Origin of the sequence: Prochlorococcus sp. MIT 0801, from assembly GCF_000757865.1 — a bacterium.
In the GTDB taxonomy this organism is placed as follows: Bacteria; Cyanobacteriota; Cyanobacteriia; order PCC-6307; family Cyanobiaceae; genus Prochlorococcus_B.
In genome coordinates this window covers 1,854,286-1,871,178 of record NZ_CP007754.1, presented here as the reverse complement: position 1 = coordinate 1,871,178, position 16,893 = coordinate 1,854,286, and the positions used below count along the sequence as shown (strand labels likewise).

At 37.0% G+C, this 16,893-nt stretch carries 17 protein-coding genes; 7 read left to right on the top strand and 10 right to left on the bottom strand.

Annotated elements, in window-relative coordinates; translation table 11 throughout:
• Positions 1-97 precede the first annotated feature (97 nt).
• On the top strand, positions 98-649 hold the full coding sequence (locus EW15_RS10005; RefSeq protein WP_038654784.1) for a SprT family zinc-dependent metalloprotease: 552 nt from the start codon (positions 98-100) through the stop codon (positions 647-649).
• Positions 650-741: 92 nt separating this feature from the next.
• Positions 742-1,275, top strand: coding sequence for a hypothetical protein (locus EW15_RS10000; protein ID WP_038654781.1), 534 nt, complete (start codon positions 742-744; stop codon positions 1,273-1,275).
• Between the two features lie 5 nt (positions 1,276-1,280).
• On the opposite strand, the gene EW15_RS09995 is transcribed toward EW15_RS10000, so the two are convergent.
• Genes EW15_RS09995 through EW15_RS09975 form a run of 5 tightly spaced genes read right to left on the bottom strand, consistent with a single transcriptional unit; the run spans position 1,281 to position 6,784 of the window.
• Positions 1,281-1,868, bottom strand: a complete 588-nt coding sequence (locus EW15_RS09995; RefSeq protein ID WP_038654778.1) for a chorismate lyase — start codon at positions 1,866-1,868, stop codon at positions 1,281-1,283.
• A gap of 5 nt (positions 1,869-1,873) precedes the next feature.
• Positions 1,874-3,844, bottom strand: coding sequence for a tRNA uridine-5-carboxymethylaminomethyl(34) synthesis enzyme MnmG (gene mnmG / locus EW15_RS09990; protein ID WP_038654775.1), 1,971 nt, complete (start codon positions 3,842-3,844; stop codon positions 1,874-1,876).
• Positions 3,845-3,878: 34 nt separating this feature from the next.
• Positions 3,879-5,294, bottom strand: a complete 1,416-nt coding sequence (gene dnaB / locus EW15_RS09985) for a replicative DNA helicase (protein WP_038654774.1) — start codon at positions 5,292-5,294, stop codon at positions 3,879-3,881.
• Positions 5,295-5,351: 57 nt separating this feature from the next.
• A complete protein-coding gene (gene rplI / locus EW15_RS09980) occupies positions 5,352-5,810 on the bottom strand; it encodes a 50S ribosomal protein L9 (protein ID WP_038654773.1) in 459 nt (152 codons plus the stop codon).
• A gap of 44 nt (positions 5,811-5,854) precedes the next feature.
• Positions 5,855-6,784, bottom strand: a complete 930-nt coding sequence (locus EW15_RS09975; protein WP_038654772.1) for a fatty acid desaturase — start codon at positions 6,782-6,784, stop codon at positions 5,855-5,857.
• Positions 6,785-6,863: 79 nt separating this feature from the next.
• On the opposite strand from EW15_RS09975, the gene EW15_RS09970 reads away from it, so the two are divergent.
• The 5 genes from EW15_RS09970 to EW15_RS09950 all read left to right on the top strand — a co-directional run bounded on the left by EW15_RS09970 (position 6,864) and on the right by EW15_RS09950 (position 12,703).
• Positions 6,864-7,598 (top strand): hypothetical protein, encoded by a 735-nt coding sequence (locus EW15_RS09970; RefSeq protein ID WP_038654771.1) that lies wholly within the window; start codon positions 6,864-6,866, stop codon positions 7,596-7,598.
• Between the two features lie 38 nt (positions 7,599-7,636).
• Entirely contained in the window at positions 7,637-8,902 is a 1,266-nt protein-coding gene (locus tag EW15_RS09965) for an aminotransferase class I/II-fold pyridoxal phosphate-dependent enzyme (RefSeq protein WP_038654770.1), read from the top strand.
• A gap of 20 nt (positions 8,903-8,922) precedes the next feature.
• Complete coding sequence (gcvH, locus tag EW15_RS09960; protein WP_038654769.1) at positions 8,923-9,309, top strand: glycine cleavage system protein GcvH; 387 nt, start codon at positions 8,923-8,925, stop codon at positions 9,307-9,309.
• 101 nt (positions 9,310-9,410) lie between these two features.
• On the top strand, positions 9,411-12,317 hold the full coding sequence (gene gcvP / locus EW15_RS09955) for an aminomethyl-transferring glycine dehydrogenase (protein WP_038654767.1): 2,907 nt from the start codon (positions 9,411-9,413) through the stop codon (positions 12,315-12,317).
• A 125-nt stretch (positions 12,318-12,442) separates the two neighbouring features.
• Entirely contained in the window at positions 12,443-12,703 is a 261-nt protein-coding gene (locus EW15_RS09950; protein ID WP_038654764.1) for a hypothetical protein, read from the top strand.
• A gap of 3 nt (positions 12,704-12,706) precedes the next feature.
• On the opposite strand, the gene EW15_RS09945 is transcribed toward EW15_RS09950, so the two are convergent.
• The 5 genes from EW15_RS09945 to EW15_RS09925 are packed head-to-tail and all read right to left on the bottom strand — an operon-like array spanning position 12,707 to position 16,750.
• Positions 12,707-13,855 carry a glycosyltransferase family 1 protein gene (locus EW15_RS09945; protein WP_038654761.1) on the bottom strand — a complete coding sequence of 383 codons (1,149 nt, stop codon included), beginning with the start codon at positions 13,853-13,855 and terminating at the stop codon, positions 12,707-12,709.
• A 35-nt stretch (positions 13,856-13,890) separates the two neighbouring features.
• Positions 13,891-15,084, bottom strand: coding sequence for an NAD-dependent epimerase/dehydratase family protein (locus EW15_RS09940; protein ID WP_038654757.1), 1,194 nt, complete (start codon positions 15,082-15,084; stop codon positions 13,891-13,893).
• A 56-nt stretch (positions 15,085-15,140) separates the two neighbouring features.
• The gene (locus EW15_RS09935) at positions 15,141-15,308 is read right to left on the bottom strand and encodes a hypothetical protein (protein ID WP_038654754.1); all 168 of its coding nucleotides are present in this window, start codon (positions 15,306-15,308) and stop codon (positions 15,141-15,143) included.
• A gap of 49 nt (positions 15,309-15,357) precedes the next feature.
• Positions 15,358-16,164 carry a thiazole synthase gene (locus EW15_RS09930; RefSeq protein WP_038654751.1) on the bottom strand — a complete coding sequence of 269 codons (807 nt, stop codon included), beginning with the start codon at positions 16,162-16,164 and terminating at the stop codon, positions 15,358-15,360.
• 28 nt (positions 16,165-16,192) lie between these two features.
• Positions 16,193-16,750: a tetratricopeptide repeat protein gene (locus EW15_RS09925; protein WP_038654748.1), complete on the bottom strand. Its 558-nt coding sequence runs from the start codon at positions 16,748-16,750 to the stop codon at positions 16,193-16,195.
• Between the last annotated feature and the right edge of the window lie 143 nt (positions 16,751-16,893).

Sequence of the window (16,893 nt, the reverse complement as noted above, 5' to 3'; positions counted from 1 at the left end):
AAGATTCTGACTTATTAGCCATGAGATTAGCTTGTTTGTTATCGATAGTCAGACAGAATGTTATCGGAATTATTATGCTAATGAGTTTTAGGCATCAATGTCTTTAATACCTGTATTGCCATTATTTCTTGAATTAAACAGGCAATATTTTCAGAACTCTTTATCCGAGAATGGACTCCCCAGAGTCTCTGTTCGTTGGAGTGATGGCCGCATGCGTACAACTGCTGGGATCTATAGAAGTAAAACGAATTTCTTTGGAAATAAAGCTAGTGCAATAATTCTGTCCAGACCAGTATTAGAGAATCTTCCCCAAAAAGCTTTGACGAGTACATTGTGTCACGAAATGATTCATGCCTGGATAGATCTTGTCCTGAAAGTTGAAGAGGCACATGGCCCTAATTTTCACCAACGTATGGCAGAGATCAATTCCGCTCAAACTGATTTTCAAGTAACAGTTCGTCACTCGTTCCCAATATTAAAAAGAATCCCCAAATGGGTGGCAACATGCCCTTCATGTAAAAAAAGTTTTAGTTATAGACGTATTGTTAAAGGCGCTGCCTGCCGCAGTTGTTGTAATAATTATTTTGGAGGTCGATGGAATCAAAAATGCGTTCTTGAATTTCAACCTTTTTCTAGAAGTAATAAATAATTTTCTTCTTTAATTGGCTTTTATTTGAATTTTTGAATAATTTCATCTTTACGGTGATTCACTTGTTGGTTTGAAAGCGTTAAATTTAAAAGATGATCTCACATAACAATCGCAATCAAATTCGTCAGCGATCTCGAGCGCCTCTTGATCGCAGAATGGATAAATGGATACAAACTGGAAAACAGGTTGTAGATGGTGTTGCAGGTAATCGCCCAGGTCAAAGAAGGGGAGGGTGGCAAGATAAAGAAACTTCAGCAAATTTCGAAAAAGTTGGTCGTTGGATGGAAGAGAAAATCGATTGGTTTTTTGAGGATGATGACGATTGGTTGGATAATGAAGATTTAGTTGATGAATCGTTTCAAGAAAGCACAAACAATTTAAAAAGACCCTTAAGTGCTATTTCCTTAAGAACTCCTAAAGCTTTACCACCTCAGATTGAAGGAAGGAGAAATAATACAGACGAACTAGATGAATGGCCCGACGATCAATCTTTTAAATTAAATAAGTGGGAAAGAAAAGATAATTTAATTAAACAAAATGCATGCGATGCAAACGATTCTTGTGTCGAGGAACGAACTCCTCCAAGAAGAAAAAACATACCAAGATCTAGTCGAAGAAAATACTAGTTTTCTCAAAAAGCTTTCCTCGGAACTGGTCCTAGCCATTTTTCTAGCTTTGGGCTAAATACTTCTCTGATTACAGTTAATTCTTTTTGTTGACGAAAAAATCGGTAATGCCTGCTCCAAAAAGGACCCTCTTCTTCGAATTCTAATTTCAGCCAATTGGCATCTACTAAACCCAATCCATCTACTTCTCTAAAAAGTTCTGAGCGTCCTTGGGTGAGGCTTTTCCAGATAGGTTGATCCTTATTGCGCAGATGTTTTTCTGCTTCCTGATAATTCCACCAACTTTCAGCCCATGCAAGGGTTAAGTCTCCGCATGTCAGCCAAACTTGTCTTCGTATTAAAGGTGGTTCTAGCTCATTGACTTCTTCTGGTACACCAATTCCATTATTATTTTCAGTAGCCATGGATATAACCTTGATGGCAACTTCATGACCTGTTAATAGCTTGAGATGTCTTGTTGGACTTCCGTCACCCAATAGCATTAACTGCCAAGCCCCAGACAGCTTATGGTTGCCTCTCCCTGAAAGAACATTTTCTTTTGATGCTTTCCAAATTACTAAAGGAGAAGGTAATTGAGATTGACGTGAATTCACTGCTATTAACTTTTTATTTGAAGTGAATCTTTGCTTTTAACTTTTTTCATTTGCTCTATTTTTAACCATACGAGAAGTGCAGTGAGATCAGCTTTGCTCACGCCTGGAAGTTGAGCAGCATGCCCCAGGCTTTTTGGCTGAGAAATTGTTAATTTTTCCCTGGCTTCTTTAGATAATGTTTCTATATTATTGTAATTTAAATTTTTTGGTAATAACTTTTTACTTTGCTGTTTTAATTGATTTATTTGAGCTTTTTGCCTGTCTAAATAACCACTATATTTAATATCTATCTCAACTCCTTCCTCAACATCTAAAGGAATACTTTGAGTTGTTAAATTATAAGTAATCAAATCTTTATAGTGAATATTTGTTCTTCTCAGGAAATTTGCTAAAGTCAAAGATCCTTTTATAGGTATTCCTGTTGTGGAATATATTTCCTTTGCACACTTATCACTTTCTTTAATTCTCTCTTTCTCTAGTCTCTCTTTCTCTTGATTGATTAATTGTTGCTTAGCATTAAATATTTTCCATCTTCTTTCATCGATTAATCCTAATTTATAGCCAAGAGGAGTCAATCTTCTATCTGCATTATCACCCCTAAGGATTAATCGGTACTCACTTCTACTGGTTAACACTCTATATGGCTCTTTTAAATCTTTTGTAACTAAGTCGTCAATCATGGTTCCAATATAACTACTTTCTCTTTCGAAAATAATTCCTTCTTTATTGTTCACTAATCTTGCAGCATTTAAACCTGCTACTAAACCTTGAGCTGCAGCTTCTTCGTATCCTGTTGTTCCATTTAGTTGGCCTGCACTATATAAACCACTTACTCTTTTTGTTTCTAATGTTGCGTCTAGTTGTGTTGCTGGTATGTAGTCATATTCCACTGCATAAGCAGGTCTAAGCATTACGCATTTTTCTAAGCCTGGCAGAGTCCTTAAAAGTTCTAATTGTAAGTTTTCGGGTAGTCCGGTTGAGAAACCTTGCACATACATTTCTGGAGTATCTCTACCTTCCGGTTCCAAGAAAATCTGGTGCGATTCTTTATCAGCAAAACGTACAATTTTATCTTCAATGGATGGACAATATCTTGGACCTTTACTATCAATAAAACCTCCATAAATAGGAGTTAAATGAAGATTATTTTTAATCAGTTGGTGAGTTTCTTTTGTTGTTCGAGTGATATGACAACTCATTTGTTCTCCACTTTTCCACCAAAGAGGATCAAACGAGAAGAATTTATCTGAAGCATCGCTCAATTGCTCATCGAGGGATTTAAGGTCAATAGTTCTTCTATCGACGCGAGCAGGTGTGCCTGTTTTTAAACGATCAGTAGTAAAGCCCAACTTTTTTAACTCTTCCGTTAACCCTTCAGAGGCCTGCTCTCCTGATCGACCTGCACTCATAGATTGATTGCCAATCCAAATCCTGCCTCCTAAAAATGTTCCTGTTGTAAGTACAACTGCTTTTGCATAAAAAACGCTTCCAAAATAGGTTTTAACTCCCTTTATAAATCCAATTCTCTCTTGAATTGCTGGTATTTTTTTGTCAATTTGCTTGGAATAATGTTCAATTTCTAGCCCAGTAACCATTGCTTCTCTAATCTTTAAATTTGGCGTATTTTGGAGGATTTTCAGCATTTCATGTGCATATGACCGCTTATCTGTTTGTGCTCTCAATGCCCTAACCGCAGGTCCTCTGCTTGCGTTAAGCACTCTTTTTTGAAGAGCTGTTAAGTCGGCTAATTTTCCGATTATCCCTCCTAGCGCATCAACTTCATGAACTAATTGACTCTTGGCTGGTCCCCCTACTGCGGGATTACATGGTTGCCATGCGATGCGATCTAAATTGAGTGTAAATAAAGCTGTATTACATCCCAATCTTGCTGAAGTCAGGGCAGCCTCGCAGCCCGCATGACCACCTCCTACAACAATTACGTCAAAACTTTCATTTGAAGATTGTTTAGTAATCATCAATTAAGCATTTAGGAATTTAATTTTCGAACAATTAAGCAGCAAGATTTCTAAATCTAGTGAATTGGGGTTCAAAAAGTAATTTAACTGTTCCAACAGGTCCATTTCTGTGTTTTGTCACGATAACTTCTGTAATTCCTCTATCAGTAGTTTCTGGATTGTAATATTCATCCCTATAAATCATTAGAACCAAGTCCGCATCCTGTTCTATTGAGCCAGATTCACGCAGATCGCTAAGCATTGGTCTTTTATTTGTTCTTGATTCAACTCCTCTACTTAATTGAGATAAAGCGATTACAGGTACTTTAAGTTCTCGTGCCATACCCTTAAGACCTCGAGTAATTCTTGAGATTTCTTGAACTCTATTCTCTGACGTACCTTCCATTAGTTGTAGATAATCAATCACAATTAGTCCCAGTTCTTTGCCTTGTTCGGCAATTAGGCGACGACACAAGGACCTCATCTCAAGAACACTTGAATTTGGTTTGTCGTCAATGAAGATTGGTAATTGACCAAGAGTATTAATACCTTGACCAAGCAATGGCCATTCATCTTGCTGCAAACGTCCAGTTCTTAATCTACTGCTTTCAATACCTACCTCGCTTGATAGCAATCTGTAAGTTAGCTGCTCTTTACTCATCTCAAGACTGAAAACACATACAGGTAAGTCATGTAGTTGCGCTACGTTTTTAGCCAAATTAAGAACAATTGAAGTTTTTCCCATTGCTGGTCTTCCGGCAACAATTATTAGATCGCTCCTCTGAAGTCCTTGTGTCATTGCATCCAGATCGTAAAAATTAACTGGTATTCCTGCAACTGAAGTACCAAGTGATCTACTTTCGATTTCATTGAAAGTACTTGTTAAAATTTCCGACGTGGGTGTTAAACCTTTGGATGGTTGCTCTTGGCTAATAGCAAAGATCTTCTGTTCAGCTTTATCAATAGCTTCTTCCATTGGAAGACTTTGATCAAAGCCTAATTTGATAACATCATTTCCAGATTTAATTAATTGTCTGCGCAGAAATTTATCGCTAATTAATTTAGCAACTTGCTCTATTGAAGCGGTAGATGTAACCCGCTCAACTAGTTCAACTAATCGGTTGTTGCCTCCAACTTTTTCTAAAGAATTTGTATCGGCAAGCCAAGCGCTCATTGCGGTCAAATCTGTAGGCTTGCCTTGGCTATGAAGCATTAATGCAGTTCTATATATTTCTTGATGAGCAGATATGTAAAAAGCTTCAACTTGAAGTAAATCAGCTATTCTTCCTATCGCATCAGGATCCAATAAAATTCCACCAAGAACAGATTCTTCTGCTTCTAAATTTTGTGGTGGTATTTGTTCAGGTTGAGCTTCAAAACGAGGCTTATCAATCTTGGAATTATTAAAAGCTCCAAAATCTCTACCTTGTTTTGAGAAATCCCCGTTATTTGAAGAGGGGGTGCTTATCATCTATTGCTTTTTGAACAAGGACACTTACTTTGGCTTGTTCAGGCAAAGATGCAACTATTAGTAACTTGTGACTTCAAGGTTGATCTCAGCATTTACTTCGTTATGAAGTTTGATTTGCACTTTATATTTCCCAACACCATGTATTTCAGGGACAGATATGTCTCTTCGATCTATATCCTTTTTGGTAGCTTCTTTTACAACTTCGGCTACATCTCCATTTGTCACTGTTCCAAATAAAACTCCATCTTCTCCTACTTGTTTTTTGACAGTAAATCTTCCAATTGTTGTCAGAGCTGTTTGGAAATCAATAGCTTCTTGTTTTTTAGCAGCTTCTTTTTCTGCTTGTTTTGCTCTTCTATGCTCCACTTGTTTTAAAACAGTGGGAGTAACTGGTAATGCTTTTTTGTTAGGTAATAAAAAGTTTCTAGCAAAACCAGGAGCGACCTCAACAAGGTCACCATCTTTGCCAAGACTTTTTATGTCTTCATTTAGAACAACTTGAACTCGCTTAGCCATGAATCGAAAAAGAATTAATTCTATTTAACTTGTTGTTATTAATATTACGACGCGATAGGGAGTCTAATTTTTTTGGCTAACCCAATTGCTTTTAAAAAACGTATGTGTTGCCAAGTTAGATCTATTTGATTTCGTTGAAGGCCATGCTTCGCTGAATTGGGAAAAGCATGATGATTGTTGTGCCACCCTTCTCCAAAAGTAAGCGCTGCAACCCATTTATTATTTTTGGAATTATCTCCACTCTCATATGCAATAGAACCCCAACAATGTGTTGCTGAATTAACCAGCCAAGTTATGTGATAAACAAAAACCAGTCTTAAAGGAATTCCCCATAGGACCATTGCCCATCCTCCAACCCCAGCTGATTGGCCAATTAAATAGAGCGTTGCGCCTAAAGGTAATTGCAAAAGTAGAAAATTCTTATTTAAGAAGCGATAGTAAGGATCTTTGATTAAATCTCCAGAGAGTCTTGGAACGGCTTTCATTGCAGGCACATCTTCAAACATCCATCCCATGTGACTCCACCAAAATCCTTTGTTGCTGTCATGATGATCAGCATCAGTATCGGAAAAAGTATGATGATGCCTATGAAGACCAACCCAATCAATTGGACCATGTTGGCAACTTAATGCTCCACAAGTTGCAAAAAATCTTTCAAGCCATTTTGGAACTTGAAAAGAACGATGTGAAAGCAGGCGATGATATCCAGTAGTTACTCCCAAGCAAGCAGTTACCCAATATAAGAAAATAAATCCAGAGAATGCTAGCCAACTCCAGAATTGAGCTTGCAACGTAAATATTGTTAGAGCATGTATTGCTAACATAAATATAACCGTTCCCCATCTTCTTCTGGCCCTTTGGTTATGAATCCGTCTTGGTACATGCCCTTGGAGCTTTTTCGATGCAGCCATCGCTTTATCGGCAGCAACTGGTTTTTTTAATGGAGCCGAAGCCTCGATTAAACTTGAAACCATTAGTGATCCGTCTAATTGTTGTATATAATATACGATAAGGATCCTAACCGGTTTTATCCGTCAATCTTGAATGTGATTTGTGACTTCTAGTTTTCGGGACCAACTGACAGCAGGCAGAAGGGCAATGGCTCATCTAGTGCATGTATGGCATGAGCGCAATGGCTGGTCTCATAAAGTTCTTCCTGCTTTGGCCGAATGTTTAGATCTGGGTAGAGTTCATAGTTCTCAAATCTCAAATCTTCGAAATGGCAAACTTGTTTCTCCAAGTCCTGAGGTGTTTTTTGCTTTGGGGAAAGTAAATCAAGTACTTTCCCGTGGGTTAGAAAATATTGAAAGTCAAATATTGACTGTCCATCCTGAGTTGCATAGATCACTTCAAGAATCAGCTATTGCTGTTGATGGAAATGATAATAATCCACTCTCTGCTGGTGACTTCTTTGAGATTTTTGTTGGTTTAGCTCCTTTACCTTCGTCCTTTGATTGGTTTATTGAGGAAGCTGAGGCAGCTGTGCTCAGTGCCGCTTTGGCAGATTATTTATGTAAAGGAAGGTCATGGAGAATGTGTAGAGAACAAGTTATGTCAGCATATCCAGTAAGCAAAAAACAACGAAGAGAAAGATTTGAAGCAGTTATGGCGGGTTTGAAGGATTACACTGCCGAGGAACTTGATGGTGAATTGTTAGATTTACATGCAACAAATAAATTGTTAAATACAAATAATTTGCAAGGTGCAGATGGATTTTTGGAAAATCTTCGCCAACGAGGCTTATTACTTAAAGATCAAGAAAAATTAGAAATTATTTTTTCAGATTAATTTAAGAAAAACTTATTTTTGCTTAATTAAAAACTAAGATGTTAAAAAATTCTGCTAAAAATTTTGTTAATCAAATAGAAAAAAAATTATATTTATCTATTAATGAAAAGATTGATAGCATTTCATTTAAATTAGAAAAAGTATTAAATGCTTTCATTAATTCTCATCTAAATGTGCAACATTTTGCCTCTTTAACAGGATATGGACATGGAGATTTAGGTAGAGATATAATTGATAAAATTTATGCAGATATTTTAGATTCTGAAAAAGCAGCAGTAAGGCTTCAGTTTGTAAGTGGAACCCATGCTATTACATCATCTTTGTTTGGGGTTTTAAGACCAGGAGATTATTTATTATCTGTTACTGGAAGGCCCTACGAATCACTTGAAGAGGTGATTGGATTAAGGGGAAACGGCCAAGGATCCTTGATTGAGTTTGGTATTAACTATGAGGAGGTATCTCTAAAAAATGACGGAAATATAGATTTTGTCGCTTTAGAAAAAGCTTTAAATATACCTAGAAAATTAATTTTTATACAACGTAGTTGTGGTTACACATGGCGCCCATCTTTGAGTATTGAGGTTATTAAAGAGATTTGTGACCTATGTCATAAGATTCAGCCTAATTGTATTTGTTTTGTAGATAATTGTTATGGAGAGTTTGTCGAAACTAAGGAACCAACCTCAGTAGGGGCAGATTTGATTGCAGGTTCTTTAATAAAAAATTTAGGGGGAACTATCGTTCCTACTGGTGGGTATGTCGCAGGAAAAGGTGATTTAGTTGATAAAGCATGTTGCCGCTTGACTGCTCCAGGTATTGGATCTGAGGGTGGAATTACTTTTGACTTAAATAGAACTATTTTGCAAGGACTTTTTCTTGCGCCTCAAATGGTCGCTGAGGCCCTAATTGGTGCTGAGATTATTTCTACTACATTCAGTGAATTGGGCTTTCAAGTTTTGCCCACCCCAGGTTCTATTCGAACTGATTTGATCCAAGCAGTAAGAATAGGCGATCCAAAAATTTTACAAATTATTTGTAGGTCTTTTCAAGAAAAATCACCTATTGGATCTTTTCTCGATCCAGTACCTGCACCTATGCCAGGTTATGAAAACAACTTAGTCATGGCTGGAGGAACTTTCATAGATGGTAGTACGAGTGAATTTTCTGCTGATGCGCCTCTAAAACCTCCATTTGATCTTTTTATACAAGGAGGATCTCATCGAGCACATGTCAAAATTGCTTTGATTCATGCACTATCCAATTTATTTCAGGCAGGATTGATCAAATTGCCCCAGAATGATTAAGCCTTTTTCGTTTTGACGCAATGGCTTTTTCCTTCCCAGATCATTTTCGTTTTGCTGACAGTCACGAATATGCTTGTGCTGATGATGCTTTAGTTCGAATTGGCATCAGTGAATTTGCGGTCGATCAGTTAGGTGATATCGTTTTTGTTGATCTACCAGAGGAAGGCACTGCAATAGCCAAAGGACAGAGCTTTGGTTCAGTAGAGTCAGTAAAGGCTGTTGAGGATATGTATGCTCCAGTGAGCGGAGAAATTGTCCATAGAAATAATTCTGTTTTAGCAAGCCCAGAGGAACTTCAAAATGATCCTCATGGCGAAGGATGGCTATTAATAATTCGTCCTGAAAATCCTGAACAATTAAAAGACCTTATGGATTCTGAAACTTATTCAAAAAAAATTGCTGCCTAAAACTTGACTGAATAATTTTTTCTTACAACAAATTAGGAAATTTTTCTCTACACTGGCATTCATTCTAATAGCTTAATTTGCTTGTGCTTGAGAACAAGCTCATGTCAAAAGCAGAATTAAAGGATTTTACTTTTAAGTCTCGCCATATAGGACCAACTAACGAAGAAGAAGCCTTAATGCTTCAAATTCTTGGGTTTGAAAATTCTGAAGAATTTATATCTTCTGTAATTCCCAATGAAATCTTTGATTCTGAAAACATTGGTGTTTCAATACCAGATGGGTGTGATCAAAATCAAGCGTTAAAAGAAATCAATTCAATTGCAAAGAAAAATGTTGAAAATCGTTCCCTGATTGGGCTTGGTTACCATTCGACTGTTTTACCTCCAGTTATACAAAGAAATGTTCTAGAAAATCCCAATTGGTACACTGCTTACACTCCTTATCAAGCAGAAATATCGCAAGGCCGATTAGAAGCTTTATTTAATTTTCAGACTTTAATAACTGAATTAACAGGTTTACCAATATCAAATGCGTCATTACTTGACGAAGCAACTGCGGCAGCTGAGGCAATAAGTTTAAGTTTGGCTGTTAGAAAAAATAAAAATGCTGATAAATTTTTAGTAGATCAAGAAATTTTGCCGCAAACATTTGATGTATTAAAAACTCGATGTGAACCACTAGGAATTGTTCTTGAGATCTTTGATAACAATAAGTTTGAAATTGATAGTAATGTCTTTGGAATCATTATTCAGTTACCTGGAAAAAACGGTCGTATTTGGAACCCAACATCAATAATTAATCAGGTACACAAATTCGATGCACTTGTTACTGTCGCAATCGACCCTTTGGCTCAGGTTTTGATTAAACCAATGGGAGAATTTGGTGCAGATATTGTTGTTGGTAGCGCTCAAAGATTTGGTGTCCCTATTGCTTGTGGTGGACCTCATGCAGCTTTTTTTGCAACTAAAGAAATATATAAAAGACAAATACCAGGAAGGATAGTCGGTCAATCAGTTGATGTAGATGGCAATAAAGTTTTGAGACTGGCTCTTCAAACAAGAGAGCAACATATTCGAAGAGATAAAGCTACAAGTAACATTTGCACTGCTCAAGTTTTATTGGCTGTTCTTTCTTCTTTCTATGCATTACATCATGGTCCAGATGGTCTTAAACAAATAGCAAAAAAGATAATTAAATATAGATCATATTTTGAAAATATTTTAAGTAATTTAGAATATCCATTAGATAGATATCCCAGGTTCGATAGTGTTGATATCTTTTGTCCAGAGGCAGTAAAAGTAATTAACTTAGCCTCAGAAGAAGGGTATAACCTCAGAGTACTTCCCATTGGATCAGATACTGAAAATGCTAAAGGTTTTGGTGTGACTTTTGATGAATTAACTTGTGATGAAGAAATTTATAAACTGCATCAAATTCTTGCAAAAGTCAAAGGAAAAAACGTCAAAGATATTGATACTTATATGAATAAAAATGTAGAAATCATAGATATTCCACTTCGAGTAAAACCTTGGCTTGAACAATCAGTATTTAACCAATATCAAAGTGAAACTGATTTAATGAGATATATTCATTTTTTAGTTTCTAAAGATTTTTCTTTAGTTCAAGGAATGATTCCCCTTGGGAGTTGCACAATGAAATTGAATGCAGCTGCAGAACTTTTACCCATTGAATGGAGCGAGATTTCTTCTATACATCCTTTTGCTCCTCAGGCTCAATTATCTGGATTCCGCGAAATAATTAATGACCTTGAAAGTTGGCTGTCTGCTTTGACTGGTTTTAAGGGAGTTTCTCTTCAGCCAAATGCAGGCTCTCAAGGAGAATTTGCCGGCTTGCTTGTAATACGTTCATGGCATCAGTCTCTTGGAGAAGGCCATAGGAATATTTGCTTGATCCCAACAAGTGCTCACGGCACCAATCCAGCTAGTGCGGTAATGTCTGGCTTTAAAGTTGTTTCCGTTAAATGTGATGAATACGGCAATGTTGATTTAGATGACTTAAGAAATAAATCTAAAATTTATTCAAATAATTTGGCTGCATTGATGGTTACCTACCCTTCAACTCATGGAGTATTCGAGCCAAATATCCGTGAAATGTGCAAAGTCATTCATCAGGAGGGTGGTCAAGTTTATTTGGATGGAGCTAATCTGAATGCTCAAGTAGGTATTTGCAGGCCTGGATCTTATGGCATAGATGTGTGCCATTTAAATCTTCATAAAACTTTTTCCATTCCTCATGGTGGTGGAGGCCCCGGTGTAGGGCCCATAGCTGTAGCAGATCATTTGGTTCCTTATCTTCCTGGACATTCAATTATTAAGTGCGGAGGCGAAAAGGCTATTTCGGCAGTATCTGCCGCTCCATTTGGTAGCGCTGGAATATTGCCCATCAGTTGGATGTACATTCGAATGATGGGTAGCGATGGGTTACGCAAAGCAAGTTCTATAGCAATTCTCTCTGCTAATTATTTAGCAAAAAGACTTGATCCTTATTATCCAGTTTTATTTAAAGACCCCAATGGGCTAGTAGCTCATGAATGCATATTAGATTTACGACCTTTAAAGAGTCAGTTAGGTATAGAAGTTGAGGATGTTGCCAAGAGATTGATGGATTATGGATTTCATGCTCCAACTATAAGTTGGCCTGTTGCTGGAACATTGATGGTTGAACCAACAGAGAGTGAAAGTTTGCCTGAATTAGATCGTTTTTGTGACGCGATGATAGGAATCCGCGAAGAAATTGAACAAATCAAATTAGGAAAGATTGATCCTATAAATAATCCTTTAAAACAATCTCCACATACTTTAAAAACAGTTACCTCTGATGATTGGGATAAACCTTATTCTCGTAAAGAAGCTGCTTATCCATTGCCTGAGCAAGAAAAATATAAATTTTGGCCATCAGTTTCACGTATTAATAATGCTTATGGAGACAGGAATTTGATATGTAGTTGTCCTTCAGTTCAAGATTTAGAAGATACCAATTCTATTTGAATACTGGTTAAAACTTGTTTTATTAGTTAAATTTCAAGCGAAAACCAAATCATTGGTTTTTTTTGGGCTATTTTGCAATTTTTCTTTTAATTTTTGCCAAAGCCTAAAAATTATATGGGGACCAAATGAACAAAAAGACATCTTTTGATCTGTCAGATCAAATAAATAAAAAGGATGATTTGTCCTTGCCTTCTTTTTCTAATTGCTTTGAATCTGTTTTAAATAACGGAGAACTTTTACAAGTTGATGGAACGAATGTCGTTAGAGTTCCATTTGGGGTTCGTCAGCCTAAGAAACAAAGGCCAGCAAAACTTTCTCCATGGGCGACTTTGGTTTTACCATTGCAATCATTTGATTCTCCAACTCCACCTCCTCATGCTGCGTAAAAACTAAGCAGCAATATTTGATTGTTTTTTGTCTAGTACGTCTTCGTAATAACTTCTCAATTGTTTTGTAGCTCCTGCCCACCCCCATCTCTCAGCTTCTGAACGAGCTGCTTGTCTCATTGTTGTCCGCTCTATTTCGTTGCCCAATAATTTTTTTGTAGCCTCAATTAAACTAACAGCTCCATCATTTTCTCCGTCAGGATTGTATAAACATCCATTTTCTCCATCTGAAATAATATCTGGTATGCCTCCTTTATTGGCTCCTACGACTGGGCATCCAGCAGCCATTGCCTCTAAAAGAACTAATCCCAAGGTTTCTGTGCTCGAGGGGAATAAAAAGGCATCACCTGAGGCATAAGCACTTGCTAGTTCCTTCCCACTTAAATATCCCACAAAGGTAGTGGAGGTTCCCTGAAAAATTTTTTCTAATTGTTGTCTATATGGACCATCTCCCACAAGAGCTAGTCGAGTGTTTGGAAGTGCTTCAAGTACAGGTTTAATTCTTTCAATTTGCTTTTCTGCTGAGAGTCTTCCCACATACATCAATAGAGATCCTTCATCGCTAAAGTTTCCTAAAAGACGCTTTCTCATTTCTTTGTCTCTGAGTTCTGGCTTGAAAATATCTGTATCAACTCCTCTTTGCCATAAGGCGGTATTTTGAATTCCTTTTTCTGAGAGTTCTTGCACCATTGCAGTGGAAGTACATAGATTTAGAGTTGCTTGATTATGAGCAGCTTTTAACAACTCCCATAAAAGCGGCTCTAACATGCCCATTCCATAGTGCTCTAGATACTTTGGTAAATGAGTGTGATAACTCGCGACAAGGGGGATATTGTTTGTTTTGGCTAGCCAAATACCACCCAATCCTAGTACTGCAGGGTTAACAACATGTATTAAGTCAGGTTTGAAGTTTTCTAATTCATCTGACACCCCTGGACCAGGGAGCCCTAGTTTGAGTTCTGGATATAAAGGTAATGGCATCGCGGGTACACCTATAACTTTTGCACCCATATAGTTTGATGGACAGCCTTCTGGACAAAAAACGGTTACCTCATCACCAGAATCCACTAAATTTTGAATTGTTTTAGTTAATCGAGTAACTATCCCATCGACTTTGGGTAGGAAAGTTTCTGTAAAGAAAGCTATTTTCACTGAGCGTGTCTTTTCAAGATTTTGTACTGGTAGGTTTAGGATTTATTAATTGCTTTTGCTTGGGTTGATGTCCATGCAGATACACAAGGTATTCGTTTTAAATCACATCGATTGGAAAATTTTTTCGCGACATTAACAACTTCTTCTAAAAGTCCATTATCGAGAGTTGTCGGATCTAATCCAAGCTCAATAAAACATCGATTATCAACTATCAAATCATTTTCGACGGCTTCGTTTCTTGGGTTTGGAAGATAATTAATTTTTGCTCCAGTGAGAGAGGCTACTTTTTTAGCTAATTCCCCAACTTGGTGGCTTTCCGTCATTTGGTTGAAGATTTTCACTCTTTCACCTTTCTCAGGAGGGTTCTCGAGTGCCAATTGAACGCACTTTACTGAATCTTGAATATGTATAAAAGCTCTTGTTTGTCCACCAGTACCATGAACAGTTAATGGATAGCCAATGGCTGCTTGCATTAAAAATCTATTTAACACTGTTCCATAATCACCATCATAGTCAAATCGATTAGTCAGTCTTGGGTCACGACTTGTAACGTCAGTATTCGTTCCCCATACAATTCCTTGATGAAGATCAGTGATTCTGATCTGGTCATTTTTGTTGTAGTAAAGAAATAGCAATTGATCAAGCGTTTTGGTCATGTGATAAACGCTGCCGGGACTTGCTGGATGAAGGATTTCTTCTTCAAAACGACTGCCATCTGGTTGGGGTACTTCCACTTTTAAGTAACCTTCAGGAATGGTCGCGCCTCTATGAGACCCATAGCCGTAAACTCCCATCGTCCCAAGATGAACAATGTGAATATCTAATTGAGATTCAACAATTGCGGCAAGTAGATTATGAGTCCCATTGACATTGTTATCAACTGTATATCTCTTGGTTGCGCTACTTTTCATGGAATATGGAGCAGCACGCTGTTCAGCGAAATGAATTATTGAATCAGGCTTTTCCTCGATCAACAGATCTAAAAGCTTTTGATATTCAGAGGCAAGGTCTAAATGAATAAATTGAATAGGTTTTCCACCTATCTCAGACCAAGCTTTAATCCTTTCTCCAATACTTGTAATTGGAGTTAAGGATTCAACTTCAAGGTCTATATCGATTTTTCGACGACTGAGATTATCCACGATGAATACATCATGACCCTTGTCAGCAAGATTCACTGCACAAGGCCATCCGCAGAAGCCGTCACCACCAAGAACGAAAACTTTCACTCTAAACTCCAAAAGACAGAGCAAATGCTCATATTATTCAAGCTACTACAAGCGTTTCACTTGATTGTTAAAGAATATGCGATAAGCCCAATTACAAGGATAACTCCAGCAAGGGTCAAAAGCCAAGAAGCTTTGTTGCGACTGCTTTCTTTTGTAAGTATTTCAATTCTTGGCTCATCCGCAAAAACGTTCAGCCTGCCTTGACTTTCTCTAGTGACTGCCATGTTTTTTTGTTTATTAGCTTATTACGTTACTAATTTTTAACGAATTGCTCTAATTATTTGAAATAACTCCATCTAGTGGAGAGCTTGCATTGGCAAGAGGGTTCTCTTGCAATCTTCCAGCTAGATAACCATCTCTGCCCGCCTGGGTAGCCTTAGAGAAGGCTTGAGCCATAAGAATTGGGTTCTGAGCTAAAGCAATAGCACTATTAATTAGAACCCCATCAGCACCCATTTCCAATGCTTGAGCTGCTTCGCTTGGAACTCCAATACCTGCATCAATAATTATTGGGATTCGAGATTCTGCGATAATCATGGCAATGTTCGCAGCATTTCTTATGCCTTGCGCAGATCCAATGGGGGAACCAAGAGGCATAACAGTTGCACATCCAATTTCTTCAAGTTGTTTTGCAATTATTGGATCAGAATTTATATATGGAAGAACAGTAAATCCTTCTTTTACTAATTGCTCGGCTGCTTTTAAGGTGCCAATTGGGTCGGGTAATAAATATTTTTTGTCAGGAATAACCTCTAATTTGACAAAATTATTATTTTCTTGACCTGCTAACTTTGCTAATTCTCTGCCAAGCCTTGCTATTCGAATAGCTTCTTCCGCATTTGAGCATCCTGCAGTGTTTGGCAGCATCCATATTCTTTTCCAGTCTATTGATTCCATTAATCCTTTATGTCCACGTTCTAGTCCTTGAATTCTTCTAACTGCGACAGTAACTATTTCACATTTTGTATTTATTAGGCTTTTCTGCATGACTTCTAGGGATGGGTATTTACCTGTTCCAACAAGAAGTCGACTTTTGAACTCTTTATGTCCTATTTTTAGAGATTGATTAGTTTTTTGCATGGATAAAATATGATGAATTAATCTTTATTTAGAAGCCTTTTTTATTCAATAATTGATCTTTATCTTTTCCAACTATACGTTCAAGTCTTTTAATTTGAGAGATCGCGGTTTTATTTTTAGGATCTAGCTTTAAAACCTCTTGATAATTTTTATAAGCTTCATCTTCTTTAAGCAAGCGTTGATAAGCAAAGCCGAGATTATTTAATGCAACTGGGTACTCAGATTTAGCTGTTAAAGCTTTTTTGTAATGAATTACTGCTGATTTAAAGTCATTTTGAGCAGCGAGTGCAAAGCCTAATGCATTTTCAATAAGTGCTTTAGCCTCTTCTGGCTCGCCATCAAGTTTCTTTAAGGCTTGTTTTAAGGTTGATGTGGCTTGAGGGTATAATCTTTTCTTTAATTGAACAGATGCTAATTCATACATTTTTGCTGAATCTTCTTGTGTATTTGAATCTTCTTTCTCTAATTTGAGAAGCTTCATTTCATCTTTTCTTACTTTATATAGTTGGCTTCCTACTAAAATAGAGATAATTACTAAAAGAAAACAGAGTCCTACTAAATAAGTTTGAGGAAGATTAACCATCATCAACTAAAACTCAAAATTGGTTAACAGTATAGTAATTATTTATTATTACCATATTCTTAATTTTTGGAATTTCTTCTTTATTTCTTATCTTAATTGATTACTTATTCATAATTTTAAATAAGATAAACAACACTCAAGGATAC